The sequence below is a fragment of the Guyparkeria hydrothermalis genome (assembly GCF_023555375.1).
Taxonomy (GTDB): Bacteria; Pseudomonadota; Gammaproteobacteria; order Halothiobacillales; family Halothiobacillaceae; genus Guyparkeria; species Guyparkeria hydrothermalis.
In genome coordinates this window covers 68,461-89,151 of sequence record NZ_JAJSEE010000006.1, presented here as the reverse complement: position 1 = coordinate 89,151, position 20,691 = coordinate 68,461, and the positions used below count along the sequence as shown (strand labels likewise).

Below are 20,691 nucleotides of genomic sequence, written 5' to 3'. Positions count from 1 at the left end.
GAGGAAATTCCCCATGACTGATGCACAACACGTCGAGCAACACCCCGTACTCGCCATGCCGCGTCTCAACGAGCGTGCGCCGGAGTTCAAGGCGAACACCACCCACGGCGTCAAGCAGCTGTCCGACTACGAGGGTCGCTGGCTGGTGCTGTTCTCGCACCCGGCCGATTTCACGCCGGTCTGCACCACCGAGTTCACCGCGTTCGCCCGCGCCTTCGATGCCTTCCAGCAGCGCGATTGCGACCTGTTGGGCCTGTCGATCGACAGCATCCACTCGCACCTCGCCTGGGTGCAGAACATCAAGGAGAAGTTCGGGCAGACGATCCCGTTCCCGATCATCGAGGACATCTCGATGAAGGTGTCCAACGCCTACGGCATGGTCCACCCGGGCGTGTCCGACACCTCCGCGGTGCGGGCGACCTTCATCATCGACCCGAAGGGCAACCTGCGAGCGATGCTGTATTACCCCAAGACCAACGGCCGTTCGATCGACGAGATCCTGCGCCTGGTCGATTCGCTCCAGACCTCCAGCGAGCACGGGGTAGCCACACCCGAAGGCTGGAAGCCCGGTGACAAGGTGATTGTGCCGCCGCCGAGCACCGTTGAGGAAGCGGAAAAGCGCTTGAGCGAAGGGTACGAGTGCACCGACTGGTACTTCTGCGAGAAGTCGCTGTAAGTCGGTTTTCCAGCCCGCGAGGGCACCGTGAATGAACGAAACCCCGAGGTATGACCTCGGGGTTTTATCGTTTCAGACGCAATGTCACGGTCGGGTTGCCGGGGGCTAGCTGTCCTTGCCGTGCTTGCGCGCGATCTCGGCGTCGAGCAGGGCATCGATGTCGTCCAGATCGAACTCCTGCTCCTTGTCGTCGTCCTTGCCTTTTTCCTCTTCCTTGGGGATCTCGACGTCGTCGAGATCGATCACGCCGTTCTCGTTCTCTTCCGGCTCCGCGGCGGGTGTCTCGACCTCGTCGAGATCGCGTTCGTCGGCTTGCTCGGCCGATTCCGACTGCTCCTGCGAGTCGTCGGCGACGGCACTCGTGTCCTGGTCGTTGCTCGCCTCGTCCGGCGCGCCTGTCGATTCGGGTTGTGCGTCATCCGCCGTTGGGGCCGTGCCGGCGGATTTCGGCTCGGCGGCGTCCTCGGATGGTGTCGGTTGCTGCCCGCCGGCCTCGATGGCGTCGTTCTCGGACTTGGCCTGCGCCGCCGATTCAATCAGTTGGTCGATGTCATCGGTGTCGTCGGCAGCGGTCGTCGCGTTCTCCGCCTCGCTGTCACTTGTCGGTGCTTGCGACGTCGTTTCGTCGGTCGCCTCGCCGACTGCCGCCTCGGCCGCGGGTGTCGCTTCGGTTTGCGCCTCGTCGGCGGACGTCGGTTCCCCTGCTGCCTGCGGCGCTGGCTCTTGCGCGGTGGCGTCCGTGGCGTCGTCCGGTTGCTGGCCGGCGGCCTCGGCCTCCATCGCGGCGGCCATTTCCTCTTCCGGCGACAGGGCCGGGGATTGCGCCTCGTCTTCGGGTGTCGAGGCGTCGGCATCCGACGCGGGTGCCGGTGCCGGGTCGTTCTCGGCCTCGGCGGGGGCGCTACTCGTGGCGACGAGGTCCTCGCTGAAGACGTCGTCGGCACGGCGCTTGGCGGTCTCGCAATCGGCGCCGGCCTCCATTTCCTGGACCATGACGATGGCCTTGAGCACCGTGGCGACGTGCGGCTCCTCGTTGTAGTCGAACTTGCGGCCGTACTCCCGCACCATCACGTTGACCGTTTCCAGCGACTCGTTGAGCTGTTTGGCCTGGCGGTCCCGTTGTTCGCGCAACTCCTTGATATCGCCCTCGAGTTCGGCAATCCGCGCGTCGTCCGCGTCGCTTTGCTCGGCCTGAGCGCGCGCGAGGGTGAGCAGCTGTTCGAGGTCGGCCTGTCGGACCTGGAGGAAGCGGCGGGCCACCGCGGCCAGCTCGTAGCGCTTGGGCTCGAGCCACGGCACGACCATGGCCTCGATGGCATCGAGGCTGCGTTCGGCGTAGGTCTCGCGTTGCTCGTCGTCGAGTTTGAGTTCCGGCCAGACGCGTTGGATCTGCCGGTCGACCATCTCCTCGGAGGCCCGCATGATCGGGTCGCGATCGTCGAGCAGGCGCTCGGCTGCCCCCGTGTGGCGACGTTGTCCGCGCCAGACGAGGATGGCGAGGATCAGGGAGATCACGATGAAGCCGGCCAGCAACTCGGTGGCGATGATGGCCCAGTCTGAACTCAGGAAATAATCGAGCATGGGGTCGTGTTCCGTGATGGTGCGAGAGTGCGTGTCGGTCGTCGGGTCAGTTCCGCGCGGCCTCGATCAGTTGCCGACGGCGGCGTCGGGCAAGCGCACGCCAGGTAAAGCCGAGCAGTGCCAGGAGGGCCAGCCCGCCCAGGCCGAGCAGTGCGGCCATCAGCGGGTTGCCGTCTGAGTCGTTCCGGGGCGCCTCGTTGTCGGACGCTTCCTCGGCCGGGGCATTGGCCGGCTCCGACGCCGGTGACACGGGCGCGGGGATCGACTCGTCGAGCGGCAGGCTCACCTCGCGTCCGTCCTCGGTGGTGCCCGTGATTTCCCCCACGACCCGGCAATCGCTCGCTTCCGTTGACGGCAGTTCGACGCGGTTGCTGGCGCCGTCCAGCGGGGCCTCGATGCCGGTCGGCTCGCCGGTGGCGCATTCGATTCGTGCGACGAGCCGAGAGGCACGGGGGTCGAGCAGGGCGACGTCCTGTTCGATGATCAGTTGGGCGGCCGGCTCGCGCGAGGCCTCGGCGGCATCGCCGTCCCGCGCGGCGAGGTGCGGGCGCACCACGCGCGCTTCGAACGGCAACAGGCGGGCCAGGGCGATCTTCTTTCGGATCACGCGTTCGAAGGTGGGGCCGCTTGCCCGGCCCTCGAGGGTGTAGATACCCGTGTCGCCGTCCAGGCGCAGGCGGAAATCGTAGCGGCTGTCGCCGCCCATCACGTCCGGGTCGGCGCCGATGTCGTTGAGCTCGAGTGTCTCGATCACCGCATCTTGCGGGTCGTGCGCGGTCACTTGCGCCTCGATGTCGTTGGTCAGGCGCGGTTCGACGATCGGCTCGCCGCGGTTGGTCAGAACGAGGCTGCCATCGACTGCCTCGCCCGGGAACACGCGGCTGGGCAGCCCCGGCATGGCGAGCTTGAGATCGGTGATGACCAGTGCGCGGTTGTCGGGGTCCTCGGCCGCGAGGATGCGCCAGCTGCCCGCCGGCGGGTTGCGCACGGTAATCAGGTCGCGCCCGGCGCTGTCGTCCCAACGCCAGTCGGCCAGGGCGCCGGCGGTCTCGAAATCGATCTCTCCGCCGTCGGGGATCTGGATGCGGGTGGGATCGGCGTCGTCGGCCCGAAACACGACCAGGGTGAGTTCGCTGATGCTGTCATCGACCCGGAAGCGGTTTTCCACCAGCGGGACGCCGGTGCGGGGGGCGGTTGCCTCGAACAGGGCGAGGAATACGCGCTGCAGATCCTCGTTGCTGCGTGCGCTGAGCGCCAATCCGCCGGTGCGTTCGGCAATCTCGGTGAGGATCGCCTGGTCGGCGGCCTCGGAGAGGGCCACGGTATGCACCTGGACGTCGGCATCGATCAGCGCCGGGATCACTTCTTCCTGCAGGCGCGTCGTGGCCCGGTCGTTGACCGCCTCGTCGGGCGAGATGTCGACCTTACCGTCGGAGAGCAGGATGACGTTGCGCGTCGTCTTCTCGCCCCAGTCACCGTTCGCGGCGTCCAGGGCGGCCGGGATGTCGGTGAACGGCTCGTCGGAACGGACGCGGGCGGCGGCCTGTCGCATCGCCCGCTTGGTCTCGGGCGTGGCCTCGGAGGCCGGTAGCACCGAGGTGATCCGGTTGCCGAACAGGTCGAGGCGTACCCGGCTCTCCTCGGGGACCAGGTCGCCGAGCAGGCGCAGGGCCGGTTCCCTCAGGTTCTCCGGGTCGGTTTTCTTCATGCTGCCGGAAACATCGATCAGCACGTGCAGCTCGGGTTCGCCGGCGGCATGGGCCGACAGTGGCACGGTGCTCAGCAGGAAAACCGCGCCAACGAGTGAGAGGAGCCGGGCCGCCAGACGCCCGCTTGCGCAAGATACCTCTGTGAACCACGTCGGCCGCGAGCGAATCGGAATGTGAGGCGGTGTCGGGCGAGGGGCATCAAGTCGCGGCACAGTGCTGGTATCCTTGTGATCAAACGCGGTCGCTATCCTGGGCAATCTGCTAGAGGGAAATCTGCTGGCAGGATTTGCCCAGCGAGATAGTGCCGCTTCATTTCGTTTGCAACAACACAAAGTCTCGGACCCTATGGCTCAGTACATCTTTACCATGAACGGCGTGGGCAAGGTCGTCCCGCCGAAAAAGCACATCCTCAAGGACATCAATCTCAACTTCTTCCCCGGGGCAAAGATCGGCGTGCTCGGCTACAACGGCGCCGGCAAGTCGACCCTGTTGCGCATCATGGCCGGCGTCGACACCGACATCATCGGCGAGGCGCGCCCGCAGCCGGGCATCAAGATCGGTTACCTCAAGCAGGAGCCGGACCTCGATCCCGACAAGGACGTGCGTGGCAACGTCATGGATGGTGTCGGCGAGATGGCCGAATTACTTGAGCGCTTCAACAAGGTTTCCGAGCAGTTTGCCGACCCGGACGCCGATTTCGAGGCGCTGATGGAAGAGCAGGGCAAGCTGCAGGACCAGATCGAGGCCGGCGGCGGCTGGGATCTCGACCGCAAGCTCGAGGTGGCCGCCGACGCGCTGCGCCTGCCGCCCTGGGATGCCGACGTCACCAAGCTCTCCGGCGGTGAGCGCCGCCGGGTGGCCCTGTGCCGCCTGCTGCTGTCGAACCCCGACATGCTGATCCTCGACGAGCCGACCAACCACCTCGACGCCGAATCCGTCGCCTGGCTGGAGCGGTTCCTGCAGGAATTCTCCGGCACGGTGGTCGCGGTCACCCACGATCGCTACTTCCTCGACAACGTCGCCGGCTGGATCCTCGAGCTCGACCGCGGCCAGGGTATCCCGTTCGAGGGCAACTACTCGCAGTGGCTGGAGGCCAAGGAGAAGCGCCTGGAGCAGGAGGAGAAGGCCGAGTCCGCCCACCAGAAGGCCATGAAGCAGGAGCTCGAGTGGGTACGCCAGAACCCCAAGGGTCGCCAGGCCAAGTCCAAGGCGCGCATGAAGCGCTTCGAGGAGCTCCAGTCCGAGGAATACCAGAAGCGTTCGGAGACCAACGAGATCTACATCCCGCCCGGTCCGCGCCTGGGCGACAAGGTCATCGAGGCGGAGAATCTCACCAAGGCCTTCGGCGACCGCGAGCTCTACCAGGGGCTGTCGTTTTCGGTGCCCAAGGGCGGGATCGTTGGCATCATCGGCCCGAACGGCGTGGGCAAGTCGACCCTGTTCCGCATGCTGATCGGCGAGGAGAAGCCGGACGGCGGCTCGATCGAGATCGGCGAGAGCGTCGAGATGGCCTACGTCGCCCAGTCCCGCGAGGACATGGAAGACACCAAGACCGTCTGGGAGGAGATCTCGGACGGCTACGATCACATCACGGTCGGCAAGTTCGAGATGCCGTCGCGCGCCTACCTGGGCCGGTTTAACTTCAAGGGCCAGGACCAGCAGAAGTTCATGAAGGATCTCTCGGGCGGTGAGCGCAACCGGGTGCATCTCGCCAAGCTGCTGAAGTCCGGCGGCAACGTGCTGCTGCTCGACGAGCCGACCAACGACCTGGACGTCGAGACCCTGCGTGCACTGGAAACGGCGCTGCTGGACTTCCCGGGCTCGGCGCTGGTGATCTCGCACGATCGCTGGTTCCTCGACCGGATCGCCACGCACATCCTCGCGTTCGAGGACGACGGCTCGGTGATGTTCTTCGAGGGCAACTTCCAGGAATATGAGGCCGACCGTCGCAAGCGTCTCGGTGACGCCGCCGACCAGCCCAAGCGCGTGAAGTACACTCGCCTGGCAGACTGAGCGTGAAAGGCCGGTCCCCGAGGGGGTGACCGGCGCTATTCAGGGAGAAGAAAACGTGGCCAATCCGGCACTTGAACAGGCGATCATCAACAAGATCCGCGACAAGGGCATCTCCTTGCCCGTGCTGCCCGATGTAGCGATGCGCGCCCGGCGGATCATCGATGACCCCAACAGCTCGGCGAGCGATCTGGTCGAGGTGATCTCGCAGGATCCGGCGATCGCCGCCCGCCTGATCCAGGTAGCGAACAGCCCGCTGTATCGCGGCGCTCAGCACATCGACAACCTCAACCAGATCGTCTCGCGGTTGGGGATGCGAACGGTCAGCCAGCTGATCGTCTCGCTGTCGGCCAAGCAGCTGTTCCATGCCGACACGCCCACCATCAAGCGCATCATGCGCGACCACTGGGCGTTTTCCACCCAGGTGGCGGCATTGGCGAACCACATCGCCCGCCGGCACACCAAGCTCGATCCCGACCAGGCCCTGCTCGCGGGTCTGCTGCACAGCGTGGGCGGCATCCCGGTAATCGTGGTCGCCGAGGACATCCCCAAGCTGCAGGACGCGCCGGCGGTGCTCAACGAGCTGGTCGAAAGCCTGCAATCGCGCCTGGGCGGTAATATCGTCAAGGCCTGGGACTTCCCCGACATGTTCGCCGAGGTGATCGAGCACTGTGGCGATCTCGGCTACCAGCATGACGGCGATCCCAACTACAGTGACGTGGTGATCTGCGCGATTGCCCAGGCGCGAGGTATCAGCCGCACGCCGGACGATCGCCCGATCATGGCCGCGGAAAAGCTCGGGGTGGATCTCGAGTCGAGCATGATCGACGACGAGCTCGACGAGGCGATTCGCGCCCTGGGTGGCTAAGGAAGGTCTGCACGAATCCGATGCCACTCTGGCTTGGCGAGTCGTTCGTGATCAAGGCGCGATGTCGCGGGCGTGCCGGTGGCCACGTCAAGGCATCGCAACGCCGAGCACGGGCGACTCGCCAATCCCCGCCGGGCGCGCCTTGAGCCGGGCATCTGCTGCGTTGTCGTCCTTGGAAAGGGAATCACCCTTCCACGGCGGACGAGCGCCTTGCATCTGCCCGGCTCAAGGTGCGCAGAGTGGTATCGGATTCGTGCAGACCTTCCGCAAGAATCGCCGACGGGTGAGGAACCGATACCAACAACCCCGGTCTTCGTGAGATCGGGGTTTTTTTATGCGTTTGCCGGTTTGAAGAGGACAGTCTGATGCGTGTGCCACGTTTGCCGATGGCCGTCACCCTGGCGGGGGCCCTGCTGGTGACGGCCGGTTGCGCGACCCACCCGGTCACGGGGCGCAGCCAGTTGATGATCATGCCGGAGGGCCAGGCCAACCAGATGGCCTACCAGGCCTATTCCCAGATGACGGAGCAGAAGCCGACCCTGCCGGCCTCCCATCCCGCCAGCCAACGGGTGCAGCGCATCACGCAGCGCATCGTGCCGCAGGCGATCCGGGTCTACCCGCAGGCGGGCGGATGGCAGTGGGAAAGTCGCGTGTTCCGCGATGACAGCGTCAACGCCTTCGCGATGGCCGGCGGCAAGGTGGGCATCAACACCGGCATGCTCGACAAGATCCAGCCCAGCGACGACGAGCTGGCGCAGGTGATCGCCCACGAGGTGGCCCACGCCCTGTCGGGGCACACGCGCGAGAAGATGTCGATGGCGATGACCCAGCAGATGGGCCTGTCGGTGGCCTCGGCGCTCGGTGGACTGGATGGCCGCACCGCGGCGATGGCGCAGCAGGTGGCCACCGTGGCAGTCGACCTGCCGTTTAGTCGGCGCATGGAGCTCGAGGCCGACGAGGTGGGGCTGCTGCTGGCCGCGCGGGCGGGTTACGACCCGCATGCGGCCGTCAGCCTGTGGCAGAAGATGCAGGCACGAGGCGGTGGCGGCGGGCCGGAATGGCTCAGCACCCACCCGAACAGCAGCAATCGCATCCAGGCGCTGGAGCGCGCCATCCCCTCCGTGATGCCCGAGTATCGCCGCGCCACGGGGCGATAGCCTCTACCTCAGCGCGTGTCGACGAGCGCCAATGGCGGCCCCGCTGTGTCGCGGACCGGCGTCGTGTCGGCGGGATCGCCATCCAGTTCGAGTCGGACCTGGCGCGGGTGGAAGGGCTTGAGTCGTTGCACGCTCAGGGCTCGGTCCGCCCCCTCGGTCTGGCGTTGCACGCTCAACTGGACCCAGGCCGGGCTGGAGGGGGCATGCGTGCCGCCTCCAACCGCCATGTCCCGACCAAACGGGTAGGGCGTGGCCAGGCAGCTGCGCCCGGTTTCGGCGGCCAGCTTGAGCCGCCGGCGCAAGGCGAACCCCAACGGGGGCAGCCAGGCAATCACCAGCGCGCAGGCGCCGGACTGGAGCACCTCCTCGGTCGCCCAACCCAGCTCGCGCAGGTTGCGTGGCTGGATGACCAGCAGCTCGTCGAGCGTCACCCCCTCCCGTTGCCAGCGCTCGGCGCAGGGAACGGCCGGGGGGTTGATCAGCGCAACGCTGCCCGCCCGGGTTCGTTGGCGCAACCAGGGCATCAGCAGGGCGGTGAGGCCATGGCCCAGGGATGCCTGGAACCAGTCCCGCTGCGACGAGAGCGGTGTCGTGTCGAGTCGATCGAAGGGTCGGCGCCAGGGTCCGTTGGGCGCGCGACCGGCATAGAGCTCCACCAGCCCTTCGCCGGGCCAGCCGCCGCCGAGCAGCTCGTCGAGTGTCGACCAGCCGCTGGGGCAGGGGGCGGCAACCGACTCGGGCGGGCGCGTCTGCCGGCCACGCCAGATATCGTGCCGGGTCAGCAGCTCGGCGACGTCGTTTCCCGCCATGGCTCGTTCTCCCATGATGTGGCGCTCTTGCCGGTCCCCGGGGAGGGCCGTCAGTCGAAGGTGCGCAACACGCCGACCACGCGACCCTCGACGATCAGCTCGTCGCGACGCAGGTCGACCTCGATTGCGGTCATCTCGCTGTTCTCGGGAATCAGCCAGACCTTCGCCCCGCGTCGCCGGTAACGCTTGACCGTCACCTCGTCGGCCAGCCGGGCGACCACGATCTGGCCGTTACGGACCTCTTCGGTGCGATGCACGGCGAGCAGGTCGCCGTCCATGATCCCGGCATCGCGCATGCTCATGCCGCGTACCCGCAGCAGGTAGTCAGCGCGGGGACGGAACAGGGCCGGGTTGACCGGCACCTGGGCCTCGACGTGCTCGGCCGCCAGCACCGGGCTGCCGGCGGCAATCCGGCCGATCACGGCCAGCTCCTCGCGGTGGCTGTCGTCGGGCAGGCGAATGCCCCGGGAGCGGCCACCCACCAGCTCGATGGCGCCCTTTTTCGCCAGTGCCTTGAGATGGCTTTCGGCGGCATTGGGCGAGCGAAAGCCGAGCGCGGTGTTGATCTCCGCTCGGGTCGGCGGCATGCCGGTCTCGCGGATGGTGTCGCGGATGAACGCCAGGATCTCGGCCTGGCGGGGCGTGAGGGGGCGGCCTGTGTTCGTTTCGGTCATGGTCATCGGTCTTGGCGGAAGTAAGGAAACGCTGCACGAATCCGATATCGCTCTGCGCGCCTTGAGTCGGGCATCTGCTGCGTCGCGAGGTCCGTCCTTGGACCTCGCCCTTCGGGCCGGCTCACGCCGGCCGGATCGGCGTCCTGCCGATCCGGTTTCGTCCTTGGAAAGGGAATCACCCTTCCGCGGCGGACGAGCGCCTTGCACCTGCCCGACTCAAGACGCGCAGAGCGATATCGGATTCGTGCAGCGTTTCCTTTAAGTATACTGTAAAAAAGAACAGTATCCATGCCCGGAGTTCGCCATGACCACCCACTCGACCGAGCGACACGAGAGCTATTGGCTGGCGCTGCGCTTCCCGGAGGCCTGGTTCGAGTGCCGTTGCCCCGAGGCGGAACGTCGGCAACCGCCTCCCGCGGTGCTGCTGGACGGTGGGGGCCGTGCCGGCCGGGTCGTGGCGGTCAATCGCGCGGCAAGGGAACGGGGGATCGAGGCCGGCCAGAGCCTGGCGGGCGCCCGTTCCCGCCATCGGGCGCACGACCCGGCGGACCCGGTGCCGCTGCGCTGTCTGACCATCGACCAGCGAGCCGTGGAGACGTGGCTGGCCGAGTGGGGCGAGTGGGCGCTGACCTACACCTCGCGGGTCAGTCGGCCACCGCCGGTCGGTCGCGACGTGGAGAACGGCCCCGGACTGTTGCTGGAAATCGGCGGCAGCGCGGCCCTGTTCGGCGGGCTCGAGGCACTGGTTTCACGCCTGCTCGAGGCATTGCAGCCGTGGGGCCTGGTGGTGCGGGCCGCGGGGGCGGGGCATCCGCGGATCGCGTGGGCACTGGCCGCGGTGCTGGATGACGAGGCATCCTGGCTCTGCCCGGCACGGGAACAACTGGCGGCGGTCAGCCGGTTGCCCCTGGCCTTGCTCGATTGGCCGGTGACCTGGATCGATCGATTCGCCGAGCTGGGCCTGCGTCGACTGGGCGAGGTGCGCCGCTTGCCGCGCGAGGGAGTGGGCATGCGCAGCGACCCGGCCTTGCTAGTCGACCTGGACCGCCTGTTCGCCGAACGGGACTGGCCGTTGGCCGACCTGGTGCCGCCTGCCCGCTACGCCCGCGAGGTCAGCCTCTGGGATCCGGCCAATCAGATCGACCGCCTGCTGTTGCTTGCTCGTGGGCCGTTGGTGGGGCTGGGGGATTTCCTGCGTCGCCGGCAGCTCGCGGTGGCCGATTTCGTGGTGTGGCTGGATCACGAGGCGCGCCCGTCAACGAGGCTGGAGCTGGCCACCGCCGAGCCCGGGCGGGATGTGGGTCTCTGGCAGGAGCAATTGCGCCTGCGCCTGGAATCGGTCGGGGAACGGGCGCCGGTGACCTGCCTGCGGGTGGAGGCCGAGCGCTTTGTCACGCCCCGCCCGGGGCAGGGCAGCCTGTTCGCCGATGCCGACGAGCGCGTGCGCGACCGACAGGCCCTCTTGCAGCGCTTGCAGGCCCGGTTGGGGAGCGAGGCCGTCAATCGACTGCAGGATGCGCCGGGCCTGGTGCCGATGCGGCGTTCCCGCCTGCAGCCCGTGTCGGCGTATCGGGGCAGGTCACGGCGCAGCGGGCCGACCGAAACCTCGTCGGCGCAACTCGGCGATGCCGCGCCGCCGGGGGCATTTCGGCCGCTGTGGTGGCTCGAGATGCCTCGCCGCCCCGATGCCCCGGTGCGCTACCGCGGGGAAACCGAGCGGGTCGAGACCGGGTGGTGGCTGGCCGCCGAGGAGGCGGCCGACTACTGTGCCGGCGAGTTGGCCGGCGGGCGGGCGGTCTGCCTGCGCCGGGAGCGTGAGGGCGGCGAGTGGCAGATTATCGGCCTTGAGGACTGAATTTCCGCTCAGCGACGGGGTGCGGCCGGCATCAGTCCGCGCCAGTGTCGCCAGACCGCGATGGCCACCAGCAGCCCCGTGCCACCGAAGAGGAGGAAGAAGGTCGGCAGCCCGATCCCGACCACCGCGAACAGGGCGATGGCCAACAGACTGCTGACTACCATGGCCAGGGCGTTCTGCACGTTGAGCGCGGCGATGAGCCGGGCGCGTTGCGATGGCCGCGAGGCCCGCTGCAAATGGCTGTAGAGCGGGACGACCAGCGTGCCCGCCAACAGGCCGGTCAACGCGATATCCACCCCGATGCGCCACAGGGACGGGCTTGGTGCCGAGGCGACGACATACCAGTCGATCGCCACCAGAGCCACGCCGAGCGCGGCGAACGGCGCCACGGCCCGCGGCGGTCGTCGACCACCCAGGTAACCCACCAGCAAGCCCCCCGCACCGATGCTCAGCGCGAACAGGGCCAGCAACCCCGTCGCCCCGTCGGCCGGCAGTCCGAGCACCTCCTCGGCAAAGCGGGGAAACTGGGTGAGATATCCGGCGCCGACGAACCAGAACCAGCTGATCAGCCCCATCGACAGACGCAGGCTGGCCGGCTGTTGGAGCAACAGACGCCAGGTGGAGGCCCAGCTTTCCAGTGGCCCGGCGTGATCCGGCAACCGCCCCGGAGCTGGCGCGGCCGGGATGAAACGCGCGGCGGCGACGCCGGCGAGCGCCACCCCGATGACAAGCAGACTCGCGATCAGGGTGGCGCGGTCGCCGGTGGCCGCGAGCAGCCCGCCGGTGAGGGTGCCCAGCAGGATCGCGGTGAAGGTGCTGGCGGTGACCCAGCCGTTCGCCCGCATCAGCATGCTCGCCGGGAGGTGTCGGGGGACGATGGCGTACTTGAGCGGACCGAACCAGGCCGATTGCGTGCCCATCAGGAACACCAGCAGCATCAACAGCCAGACGCTCTGCCACCAGAAGGCCAGCGCGGCGATGAGCATCAGTCCCAGTTCGGTCCACTTGAGTACGCGTGCCAATGCGGCCTGGTCGAGACGATCGGCCCAGTGACCGGCCATGGGCGAGAACAGCAGACCGGGCAGGATGAACAACCCGGCGGCCAGGTTCATCAGCACGTCGATGTTGCCGTCCTGCGCGGTACCGATCTCGTAGGTGATCAGGAACATCACCGAGAAGCGGAACGCGTTGTCGTTGAACGCCCCGAGTGCCTGGGTAAAGAAATACGGCAGGAACCGTCGGGAAAGCAGGGAGGCCGTCGGACGGCTGGGCATGGCCAAAAAGCTCCTTGGCGGGTATCCGGGCATTGGAACACGTGCCCGAGGGGTGACCAAGTCGCCGACGATGGGGCGAAGGGCAGCTGTGCCCGGGGCAATCGTGCTAGGGTTTCGTCCGTTTCGATGCACACCGTTGAAGGGGAGCGCCCATGCCCGAGTCGGTCGATATCCGCGAGTTGCTCAGCTACTGCGAGGGGCTGCTGGAGCCCGAAACCTATCGCGACTATGCGCCGAATGGCCTGCAGGTCGAAGGGCGAGCCGAGATCCGTCGGCTGGTGACCGGGGTAACCGCCTGCCAGGCGCTGCTCGATGCCGCCGTCGAGGCGCAGGCGGACGCCGTGCTGGTCCATCACGGCTATTTCTGGAAAAACGAACCGGCAACGATCACCGGCATGAAGCGTCGCCGGATCGCGACCCTGTTGACCCATGACATCAACCTGATCGGTTACCACCTGCCACTGGACGGTCACGACGAGATCGGCAACAACGCCTGGCTCGCCCGGACCCTGGGTATGAACGTCACCGGCCGCTTCGGCCACCAGCAACTGGCCGTCTCCGGTCGGCTCGAGCAGCCCGCGACCGGCAGCGAACTGGCCGCCCGGATTGCCGAGTGCCTGGGGCGCGCCCCCCTGGTCGTCGGACCGACCGATCGACCCATTCACCGCATCGGCCTGTGCACCGGCGGGGCGCAGGACATGCTGGGCGAGGCGATTGATCTCGGCCTGGATGCCTTCATTTCCGGGGAGATCTCGGAACGTACCACCCATCTCGCTCGCGAGGCCGGGGTGACCTATTTCGCCGCCGGGCACCACGCCACCGAGACGGGCGGGGTGCGCCTGCTGGGCGAGCGTATCGCCGACGAATTCGATATCGAGCATCGCTTTATCGATATCCCCAACCCGGTCTGACCTCGCCAAACGGCGCGAAAGCGGTTTCCCAAGCTAATAAAAGTCTATGCCGAGGTATTAGCCTCGCTTGTTTGACGGTCGGGTCGAGATGCTTAAACTACCCGGGCCCTGAAAATGGCAGATGCTGTGCATCGGTGATGCCCGAGGCGACCCGGCTCCGTCCGGGTGTTTTTTCGCCGGGTGCAGGGAGGCCGACGAGGCTCGCCAGCAACACGAGCGGCACGGAATCGCTTTTCCGGCCGTGATCGATTGACGGACAACCATCCAGGAGTACGACGTAACAATGGCTGATTCTCCCTCCAACCCGGCAAGGCGCCGGTTTCTGACCGGCGCGGCGACGGCGGTTGGCGCGGTGGGCGTCGGCTTTGCCGCCGTGCCGTTCTTGAGTTCCTTCCAGCCCAGCGCCAAGGCCCAGGCCGCCGGCGCCCCGGTCGACGTGAACATCGGCAAGCTTTCCCCCGGCCAGATGACGACCGTCGCCTGGCGCGGCAAGCCGGTCTACGTGGTGCATCGCACCGACCGCATGCTCGAATCCCTGCCCGAGATGGACGATCGCCTGCGCGATCCGAACTCCGAGGTGGCCACCCAGCAGCCCGAGTTCGCGGCCAACCCGTATCGGGCCCGCGAGGAAAACGAACGTTTCCTGGTCATCGTCGGCCTGTGCACGCACCTGGGCTGCGCGCCGACCTACCGCCCCGAAGTCGCCCCGGATGACTTGGGCGACGACTGGCAGGGCGGCTTCTTCTGCCCCTGCCACGGCTCGAAGTTCGATATCTCGGGTCGTGTCTACAAGGGCGTACCGGCACCGACCAACCTGGAGGTCCCGCAGTACGTGTACGTCACCGAAGAAATCATCCGCGTCGGCGGGACCGAGGAGGACGTCGCATGATCAAGGGCCTGGGAAAATGGGTGGATGACCGCCTGCCGGTGTCGCATTTCTGGAATGCCCACCTGGCGAAGTACTACGTCCCCCACAACTTCAACTTCTGGTACTACTTTGGCTCGCTGCTGCTGGTCGTGTTCGTCCTGCAGATCGTCACCGGCATCTGGCTGACGATGAGCTACAAGCCGTCGGCCGAGAACGCCTTCGCCTCGGTCGAGTACATCATGCGCGACGTCGAGTGGGGCTGGCTGATCCGCTACCTGCACTCGACCGGCGCCTCGTTCTTCTTCATTGCCGTCTACCTGCACATCTTCCGCGGGATGATGTACGGCAGTTACAAGAAGCCGCGCGAGTTGATCTGGATCTTCGGGGTCCTGATCCTGCTGGTGCTGATGGCCGAGGCCTTCATGGGTTACCTGCTGCCGTGGGGGCAGATGTCCTACTGGGGCGCGCAGGTGATCATCTCGCTGTTCTCCTCGGTGCCGGTGATCGGCCCGGACCTGGCGCTGTGGATCCGGGGTGACTACGTCGTCTCCGACGCCACCCTGAACCGTTTCTTCGCCCTGCACGTGATCGCGCTGCCGCTGGTGCTGCTGTTCCTGATCGGCGGCCACATCATGGCCCTGCACGAGGTCGGTTCGAACAACCCCGACGGCGTGGACATCAAGGAAAACAAGGACGATTCGGGCAAGCCGGTCGACGGCATCCCGTTCCATCCGTACTACACCGTCAAGGACCTGTTCGGCCTGGGCGTGTTCATGTTCATCTTCGCCGCGGTGCTGTTCTACTGGCCCGACGGTGGTGGCCTGTTCCTGGAGCACCCGAACTTCACGCCGGCCGATCCGCTCAAGACGCCGGAGCACATCGCCCCGGTCTGGTACTTCGCGCCGCACTACGCGATCCTCCGCGCCGTGCCGGACAAGTTCCTGGGCGTGGTCGCGATGACGGTCGCGATCCTGATCCTGTTCGTGCTGCCGTGGATCGATCGCAACCGTACCCGCTCGATCCGCTACCGCTCGACGGCGTTCAAGGTGAACCTGTTCGCGTTCGCCGCGGCGTTCATCGGCCTGGGCTACCTCGGCACCCAGCCGCCGACCACGCTCGGCACGCTGGCCTCCCAGCTGCTGTCGGCCGTGTACTTCGGCTTCTTCATCGCGCTGTATTTCATCAGCCGTCGTGAACGTACCCAGCCCGTGCCGGAGCGCCTGCAATGATCCGTATTACGTTTTTTCTTTGTCTGATCGGCTTGCTGGTCGCGCCCAACGCCAAGGCGGCCAGCAGCAACTATCCCCTCGAGGACGCCGAGGTCGACCTTAGCGACAAGGCCTCCCTGTACCGCGGCGCGCAGACGTTCATGGACAGCTGCGCGAGCTGCCACGGCGCCAAGATGATGCGCTTCGGCCGCATCGGTGACGACCTGGGGCTCACCGACGAGCAACTGGCCGTGCTGATGCCGGACGAGTCCACCAAGCCGGGCGACGTGATCGAGACCAACATGCCGGCCGAGTACGCCCAGGAGACCTTCGGCATCGTGCCGCCGGATCTCACGCTCACCGCGCGGGTAAATGGGGGTGACTGGCTCTACACCTACCTGACCACCTTCTACGCCGATCCGGACACGGCCTGGGGCGTGAACAACGCGGTCTTCCCGGGCGTGGGCATGCCGCACGTGCTGGCCGCCGAGCAGGGGCTCCTGCAGCCGGTCTACGAGACCGAAGGCGAGGGCGAGAACGCCAAGCGGCGCCTGGTGGGTCTGGAGTCACCCGAGCGTCCCGGTACGCTCAGCGAGGAGGAGTTCGAGCAGAAGATGCGCGACCTGACCGCCTTCATGGTCTACATGGCCGAGCCGGCGGCGCTGCTGCGCGCGCACTACGGTCCGTACGTGCTCGCCTTCCTGTTCATCTTCACGCTGGTGATGTACCTGCTGAAGAAGGAATACTGGCGCGACATCAAGCACTGATCGGAGCCGTCCGAGCGGCCGTCCGGTCGCCCGAAACCCCGATGAACCCGGCCTCGAGGCCGGGTTTTTGTTATGATGACGTTTTAACCATTGCACCACGGGAGGCGCCAATGGCGACCGTCAATCGTCGTTCGGTCATGACCTTGTTCACCAGCCCGGATTCGCCGGACTGCCACCGCACGCGCATCGTTCTCGCGGAAAAGGAACTGACCGCCGAGATCATCGACCTGTCCGAACAGGAGCCGCCGGAGGACTTTCACGACCTGTCGCCGGAAGGCACGGTGCCGGTGCTCGCCGATCGTGACCTGGTCCTGACCAACGCGCGGGTGATCATGGAGTACCTCGACGAGCGCTTCCCGCACCCGCCGCTGATGCCGGTCGACCCGGTCAGCCGCGCGAAGGTGCGCACCGCGCTCTACCGGATCGAGAAGGACTGGTACGGCCTGCTCCCCGAGTTCGAACGCGGCGAGAAGACGGTGGCGCGCGCCCGCAAGCAGCTGAAGGAGGAACTGCTGTCGGCTGCGCCGATCTTCTCGGCCATGCCGTTCTTCATGAGCGAAGAGTTCTCCCTGGCCGACGTAACCCTGGCGGCACTGCTCTGGTACCTGCCGAAGTACGGCATCGAGCTCTCCGGTCCGGGCGCCAAGCCGATCCTCGATTACATGGATCGGGTGTTCAGTCGCCCGACGTTCCAGGCGAGCCTCACCGAAGTCGAACGCGAGATGCGCGAAGGCTGATCATGCTCTCCAAGCGTCCCTATCTTGTTCCCGCCTTCTATGACTGGATCCTCGACCAGGGGCACGTGCCGCACCTGGTCGTGAACGCCGACGCGCCCGAGGTGATGGTGCCGACCCAGTTCGTCGAGGACGGTCACATCCAGCTCAACATCAGCCCGTCGGCCGTGCGCGACTTCCACATGGACCGCGTGGGCATCTCGTTCGAGGCGCGCTTTGGCGGTCAGCCGGAGCGGGTATTCGTGCCGATGCACGCGGTCCGGGCGATCGTCGATCGCGATTCGGGGCAGGGGGCGACGTTCCCGGACGAGCCGGAGGAAACCTTCCCGCAGTCGGCCGACGACCGCGAAGGGGCGCCGGCACCCAAGACCGAGGGGAAGGGGCGGCCGCAATTGCGCGCCGTGCCCGGTGGCGAGGACGGCGAGTCCGACAAGTCGACCTCGGGCTCCTCGACGCGCGGCTCGAGCGATGAGGGGCCAGATGACGATCCGCCTCCCACCTCGCCCTCCGGGGGAGGCAAGGGCGGTCCCAGCCTGCGGGTGGTCAAGTAGCGGATTCGCCCTCGCTCGGTACGAAATCCAGGCAGACGCTGTTGATGCAGTAACGCAGGCCGGTCGGGCGCGGTCCATCCTCGAACACGTGCCCCAGGTGGGCGTTGCAGTTGGCACAGAGCACTTCGGTGCGGATCATGCCGTGGCTGGTATCACGACGCTCTACGATTGCCTCCATGCCGGCCGGCTGGAAAAAGCTTGGCCAACCGGAGCCGGAATCGAACTTGGCATCACTGACGAACAGCGTTGACCCACAGCAGACGCAGTCGAAGCGCCCCGGGCGCTTTTCGTCGTTCAGGGCCCCGGACCAGGGCGCTTCGGTGCCGCCGAGCCGGCAGACGCGGTATTGTTCCTCGCTGAGCTTGTCGCGCCAGAGATCGGGTTCGTTATTCATGCTGCGGTCCATTCGGTTTGGGTGGTGCGATGCGGTTCAGGCCTCTCCCATCTTAGCGGACGTGTTTCGTTGTCTCAGGGCGGATTCACGGGCCATCGCCCCCCTTAGGGTGTGCTGCTCGCTGGCTCCAATCGGGCGGTTGGCAGGGGGAATGTCGGCTTGGTATGATCGCGACTCGATCCAATACTATAAGAACCGCAAGTAAGCCATTGACTGAATTAAAGATAGGCCCATTCAGATGCCCGGAATGACCAAGCCCGCGATCTTCCGCCCCCAGCTCGCCCTGCTCGAGCTGGCCCTGCTGGTCGTGGCGCTCTTGCTGGGCGTCTATCTGCTGGCCTTGCTCAGCTACCACCCGGGCGATCCCGGATTCAGCGTCACCGGAAGCGGCGAGATACACAACGCCGCCGGGCTCGTTGGGGCCTGGGTGGCCGACGGCGCGCGTTACCTGGTGGGATTCGGCGCCTACATGCTGGTGCCGGCGCTGTTGCCGCTGTTGTGGCGTACCTTTCGACGCGCCCGCCAGGCTCAGCCTTGGGCCGACCTGCCGTTTGCCATCCAGTGGCTGGGGGTCTTGCTCCTGGTGCTGTGCGTGAGCGTGCTGGCCTCGATCAATCACGAGCCACTCGCCGCGCCCAGCGGCCTGTCCGCGGGGGGGGTGCTCGGGCTGGTGCTCGCCGAGGGCATGGTGCGCATGCTTGGGGCACTTGGCAGCACGCTGGTGCTACTCGGTCTCACCATGCTCGGGGTATCGGCCACGACGGGCCTGTCGTGGTTTGCCCTGTTCGACCTGATCGGGGGAACGCTGTTGCGCCTTGCCAATGGCCTGCGCGCGATCGGCGCGTGGATCGTGGCGCGCCTGCCGCTGTCACGCCGTCCGGGTCCGGCGCCGATCCCGGAGGTCGGGGCCAGCTACGAAGAGGTCGAGCAGCGGCGCAAGAAGGCCGCCCCGCCGGAAAACCGGCCGAAACCCAAGGCGAAGACGCCTCCTGCCCCCAAGCCGGCGCCAACCCCGTCGGTCACCTCGACCAAGAAGAAGTCGTCGACGCCACCCCAGCCGGAACTTGGCACCGCCGATGGCAAGCCGATACTGGAGCTGCTCGATCGGCCGGTGCAGCAGAGCAGTGGCTTCGACAAGGACGACCTGCAGCGCATGTCCGAGGTGATCGAGGCGCGCCTGTCCGAATTCGGCGTGTCGGTGGAGGTGGTCGCGGCACACCCCGGCCCGGTCATTACCCGCTTCGAGCTCCAGCCCGCGCCCGGGGTCAAGGTCAGCCAGATCTCGAACCTCGCCAAGGACCTGGCGCGCGCGCTGTCGATCGTCTCGGTGCGCGTGGTCGAGGTGATCCCCGGCAAATCGACCGTGGGTCTCGAGATTCCCAATACCTCGCGCGAGATCATCGCCTTGCGCGAGCTGCTGGAATCCCGCCGGTACCGCGAGGCCCGCTCGCCGTTGACCGTGGCGCTCGGCAAGGACATCGGTGGCGAGCCGATCATGGCCGATCTCGCCCGCATGCCGCACCTCTTGGTGGCGGGCACCACCGGCTCGGGCAAATCGGTCGGGGTCAACGCCATGATCCTGAGCCTGCTCTACAAGGCGACGGCCGAGGAAGTGCGGTTGATCCTGATCGACCCGAAGATGCTCGAGCTGTCGGTCTACGAGGGCATCGGTCACTTGCTCGCACCGGTGGTCACCGACATGAAGGAGGCGTCCAACGCACTGCGGTGGGCGGTGGGCGAGATGGAGCGTCGCTACCGGCTGATGGCCAAGCTCGGTGTGCGCAATATCGCCGGGGCGAACGAGAAGATCCGCGAGGCGATCGCCCGCGGTGAACCCATCAAGGACCCGTTCTACGACCACGCCCAGGCCTTCGACCCGGACCTGCCGCCGCCGACCCTCGAGCCGATGCCGTACCTGGTCATCGTGGTCGACGAGTTTGCCGACATGATGATGGTGGTCGGCAAGAAGGTGGAGGAGCTGATCGCTCGCCTGGCCCAGAAGGCGCGCGCCGCCGGCATCCACCTGATCCTTGCCACCCAGCGTCCGTCGGTGGACGTGATCACGGGGTTGATCAAGGCAAACATCCCCACTCGCATCGCCTTCCAGGTCTCGTCCAAGGTCGATTCGCGCACCATCCTCGACCAGATGGGGGCCGAGCACCTGCTCGGGCACGGCGACATGCTCTACCTGCCGCCGGGTAGCGGCATGCCCATGCGCGTGCATGGGGCGTTCGTCGGCGACGACGAGGTCCACCGGGTGGTCGAGGCACTCAAGACACTTGGCGAACCGGAGTACGTCGACGAGGTGCTGTCCGAGACCACCGCGGCGAACGTTACCCTGCCGGGCGAAAAGCCAGTCCGGGCGGATGGCGAGGAGATCGACGAGCTCTACGATCAGGCCGTCGCCATCGTCACCGAATCGCGCAAGGCGTCGATCTCCTACGTCCAGCGTCGCCTGAAGATCGGTTACAACCGGTCGGCGCGCCTGGTCGAGCAGATGGAGGCCGATGGCGTGGTCGGCGAACTGGGCGCCAACGGCAGTCGGGAAGTCCTGGCCCCGCCACCACCCAAATAGCCACGGCACACCTCCGTGTTGCCAACCGGGCCGGAACCGACGCCCACGGGATTCGTCGAACCGGTCCCAT

The 20,691-nt window shown here is 66.7% G+C and carries 18 protein-coding genes; 12 read left to right on the top strand and 6 right to left on the bottom strand.

Annotated elements, in window-relative coordinates:
* Nucleotides 1-13 precede the first annotated feature (13 nt).
* Entirely contained in the window at nucleotides 14-676 is a 663-nt protein-coding gene (locus LV475_RS09095; protein WP_250106166.1) for a peroxiredoxin, read from the top strand.
* 105 nt (nucleotides 677-781) lie between these two features.
* On the opposite strand, the gene LV475_RS09090 is transcribed toward LV475_RS09095, so the two are convergent.
* Nucleotides 782-2,257 (bottom strand): prolipoprotein diacylglyceryl transferase, encoded by a 1,476-nt coding sequence (locus LV475_RS09090; RefSeq protein ID WP_250106165.1) that lies wholly within the window; start codon nucleotides 2,255-2,257, stop codon nucleotides 782-784.
* A gap of 46 nt (nucleotides 2,258-2,303) precedes the next feature.
* Nucleotides 2,304-4,031 carry a VWA domain-containing protein gene (locus LV475_RS09085; RefSeq protein WP_250106164.1) on the bottom strand — a complete coding sequence of 576 codons (1,728 nt, stop codon included), beginning with the start codon at nucleotides 4,029-4,031 and terminating at the stop codon, nucleotides 2,304-2,306.
* 280 nt (nucleotides 4,032-4,311) lie between these two features.
* On the opposite strand from LV475_RS09085, the gene ettA reads away from it, so the two are divergent.
* The 3 genes from ettA (at nucleotide 4,312) to LV475_RS09070 (ending at nucleotide 8,001) form a co-directional block, all read left to right on the top strand.
* Nucleotides 4,312-5,979 carry an energy-dependent translational throttle protein EttA gene (ettA, locus tag LV475_RS09080; RefSeq protein ID WP_136866148.1) on the top strand — a complete coding sequence of 556 codons (1,668 nt, stop codon included), beginning with the start codon at nucleotides 4,312-4,314 and terminating at the stop codon, nucleotides 5,977-5,979.
* 55 nt (nucleotides 5,980-6,034) lie between these two features.
* Complete coding sequence (locus LV475_RS09075) at nucleotides 6,035-6,844, top strand: HDOD domain-containing protein (protein WP_136866147.1); 810 nt, start codon at nucleotides 6,035-6,037, stop codon at nucleotides 6,842-6,844.
* 365 nt (nucleotides 6,845-7,209) lie between these two features.
* The gene (locus tag LV475_RS09070) at nucleotides 7,210-8,001 is read left to right on the top strand and encodes a M48 family metallopeptidase (protein WP_136866146.1); all 792 of its coding nucleotides are present in this window, start codon (nucleotides 7,210-7,212) and stop codon (nucleotides 7,999-8,001) included.
* 8 nt (nucleotides 8,002-8,009) lie between these two features.
* On the opposite strand, the gene LV475_RS09065 is transcribed toward LV475_RS09070, so the two are convergent.
* Nucleotides 8,010-8,810 (bottom strand): hypothetical protein, encoded by an 801-nt coding sequence (locus LV475_RS09065; protein ID WP_136866145.1) that lies wholly within the window; start codon nucleotides 8,808-8,810, stop codon nucleotides 8,010-8,012.
* A gap of 50 nt (nucleotides 8,811-8,860) precedes the next feature.
* Complete coding sequence (gene lexA, locus LV475_RS09060; RefSeq protein ID WP_136866144.1) at nucleotides 8,861-9,484, bottom strand: transcriptional repressor LexA; 624 nt, start codon at nucleotides 9,482-9,484, stop codon at nucleotides 8,861-8,863.
* A gap of 304 nt (nucleotides 9,485-9,788) precedes the next feature.
* On the opposite strand from lexA, the gene LV475_RS09055 reads away from it, so the two are divergent.
* Complete coding sequence (locus tag LV475_RS09055) at nucleotides 9,789-11,339, top strand: Y-family DNA polymerase (RefSeq protein ID WP_250106163.1); 1,551 nt, start codon at nucleotides 9,789-9,791, stop codon at nucleotides 11,337-11,339.
* Nucleotides 11,340-11,347: 8 nt separating this feature from the next.
* Here LV475_RS09055 and LV475_RS09050 read toward each other — a convergent pair whose 3' ends face one another.
* Nucleotides 11,348-12,613 (bottom strand): MFS transporter, encoded by a 1,266-nt coding sequence (locus LV475_RS09050; RefSeq protein ID WP_250106162.1) that lies wholly within the window; start codon nucleotides 12,611-12,613, stop codon nucleotides 11,348-11,350.
* A 152-nt stretch (nucleotides 12,614-12,765) separates the two neighbouring features.
* On the opposite strand from LV475_RS09050, the gene LV475_RS09045 reads away from it, so the two are divergent.
* From LV475_RS09045 to LV475_RS09020, 6 genes are all read left to right on the top strand, one after another.
* Nucleotides 12,766-13,524, top strand: coding sequence for a Nif3-like dinuclear metal center hexameric protein (locus LV475_RS09045; protein WP_156573976.1), 759 nt, complete (start codon nucleotides 12,766-12,768; stop codon nucleotides 13,522-13,524).
* Between the two features lie 283 nt (nucleotides 13,525-13,807).
* Nucleotides 13,808-14,413 (top strand): ubiquinol-cytochrome c reductase iron-sulfur subunit, encoded by a 606-nt coding sequence (petA, locus tag LV475_RS09040; protein ID WP_156573974.1) that lies wholly within the window; start codon nucleotides 13,808-13,810, stop codon nucleotides 14,411-14,413.
* Nucleotides 14,410-15,621, top strand: a complete 1,212-nt coding sequence (locus LV475_RS09035) for a cytochrome b (protein WP_250106161.1) — start codon at nucleotides 14,410-14,412, stop codon at nucleotides 15,619-15,621. Before petA ends, LV475_RS09035 begins: the two co-directional genes overlap by 4 nt.
* Nucleotides 15,618-16,367: a cytochrome c1 gene (locus LV475_RS09030; protein WP_136866138.1), complete on the top strand. Its 750-nt coding sequence runs from the start codon at nucleotides 15,618-15,620 to the stop codon at nucleotides 16,365-16,367. The genes LV475_RS09035 and LV475_RS09030 overlap by 4 nt, the downstream gene beginning before the upstream one ends.
* A 110-nt stretch (nucleotides 16,368-16,477) precedes the next feature.
* On the top strand, nucleotides 16,478-17,104 hold the full coding sequence (locus tag LV475_RS09025; RefSeq protein WP_136866137.1) for a glutathione S-transferase N-terminal domain-containing protein: 627 nt from the start codon (nucleotides 16,478-16,480) through the stop codon (nucleotides 17,102-17,104).
* A 2-nt stretch (nucleotides 17,105-17,106) separates the two neighbouring features.
* Entirely contained in the window at nucleotides 17,107-17,652 is a 546-nt protein-coding gene (locus tag LV475_RS09020) for a stringent starvation protein B (RefSeq protein ID WP_156573968.1), read from the top strand.
* Here LV475_RS09020 and msrB read toward each other — a convergent pair.
* A complete protein-coding gene (gene msrB / locus LV475_RS09015; RefSeq protein WP_197039043.1) occupies nucleotides 17,645-18,046 on the bottom strand; it encodes a peptide-methionine (R)-S-oxide reductase MsrB in 402 nt (133 codons plus the stop codon). The two genes, LV475_RS09020 and msrB, sit on opposite strands and share 8 nt — an antisense overlap.
* A 238-nt stretch (nucleotides 18,047-18,284) precedes the next feature.
* Here msrB and LV475_RS09010 point away from each other — a divergent pair, with 238 nt between their 5' ends.
* Nucleotides 18,285-20,621: a DNA translocase FtsK gene (locus tag LV475_RS09010; RefSeq protein WP_136866134.1), complete on the top strand. Its 2,337-nt coding sequence runs from the start codon at nucleotides 18,285-18,287 to the stop codon at nucleotides 20,619-20,621.
* The last annotated feature ends 70 nt before the right edge of the window (nucleotides 20,622-20,691 follow it).

Bases quoted from the DNA above. Each gene is read 5' to 3' on its own strand.
- LV475_RS09095 (WP_250106166.1), top strand. From the start codon at position 14: ATGACTGATGCACAACACGTCGAGCAACACCCCGTACTCGCCATGCCG.
- LV475_RS09090 (WP_250106165.1), bottom strand. From the start codon at position 2,257: ATGCTCGATTATTTCCTGAGTTCAGACTGGGCCATCATCGCCACCGAG.
- ettA (WP_136866148.1), top strand. From the start codon at position 4,312: ATGGCTCAGTACATCTTTACCATGAACGGCGTGGGCAAGGTCGTCCCG.
- LV475_RS09070 (WP_136866146.1), top strand. From the start codon at position 7,210: ATGCGTGTGCCACGTTTGCCGATGGCCGTCACCCTGGCGGGGGCCCTG.
- LV475_RS09065 (WP_136866145.1), bottom strand. From the start codon at position 8,810: ATGGCGGGAAACGACGTCGCCGAGCTGCTGACCCGGCACGATATCTGG.
- lexA (WP_136866144.1), bottom strand. From the start codon at position 9,484: ATGACCGAAACGAACACAGGCCGCCCCCTCACGCCCCGCCAGGCCGAG.
- LV475_RS09055 (WP_250106163.1), top strand. From the start codon at position 9,789: ATGACCACCCACTCGACCGAGCGACACGAGAGCTATTGGCTGGCGCTG.
- LV475_RS09050 (WP_250106162.1), bottom strand. From the start codon at position 12,613: ATGCCCAGCCGTCCGACGGCCTCCCTGCTTTCCCGACGGTTCCTGCCG.
- LV475_RS09045 (WP_156573976.1), top strand. From the start codon at position 12,766: ATGCCCGAGTCGGTCGATATCCGCGAGTTGCTCAGCTACTGCGAGGGG.
- petA (WP_156573974.1), top strand. From the start codon at position 13,808: ATGGCTGATTCTCCCTCCAACCCGGCAAGGCGCCGGTTTCTGACCGGC.
- LV475_RS09035 (WP_250106161.1), top strand. From the start codon at position 14,410: ATGATCAAGGGCCTGGGAAAATGGGTGGATGACCGCCTGCCGGTGTCG.
- LV475_RS09030 (WP_136866138.1), top strand. From the start codon at position 15,618: ATGATCCGTATTACGTTTTTTCTTTGTCTGATCGGCTTGCTGGTCGCG.
- LV475_RS09025 (WP_136866137.1), top strand. From the start codon at position 16,478: ATGGCGACCGTCAATCGTCGTTCGGTCATGACCTTGTTCACCAGCCCG.
- LV475_RS09020 (WP_156573968.1), top strand. From the start codon at position 17,107: ATGCTCTCCAAGCGTCCCTATCTTGTTCCCGCCTTCTATGACTGGATC.
- msrB (WP_197039043.1), bottom strand. From the start codon at position 18,046: ATGAATAACGAACCCGATCTCTGGCGCGACAAGCTCAGCGAGGAACAA.
- LV475_RS09010 (WP_136866134.1), top strand. From the start codon at position 18,285: ATGCCCGGAATGACCAAGCCCGCGATCTTCCGCCCCCAGCTCGCCCTG.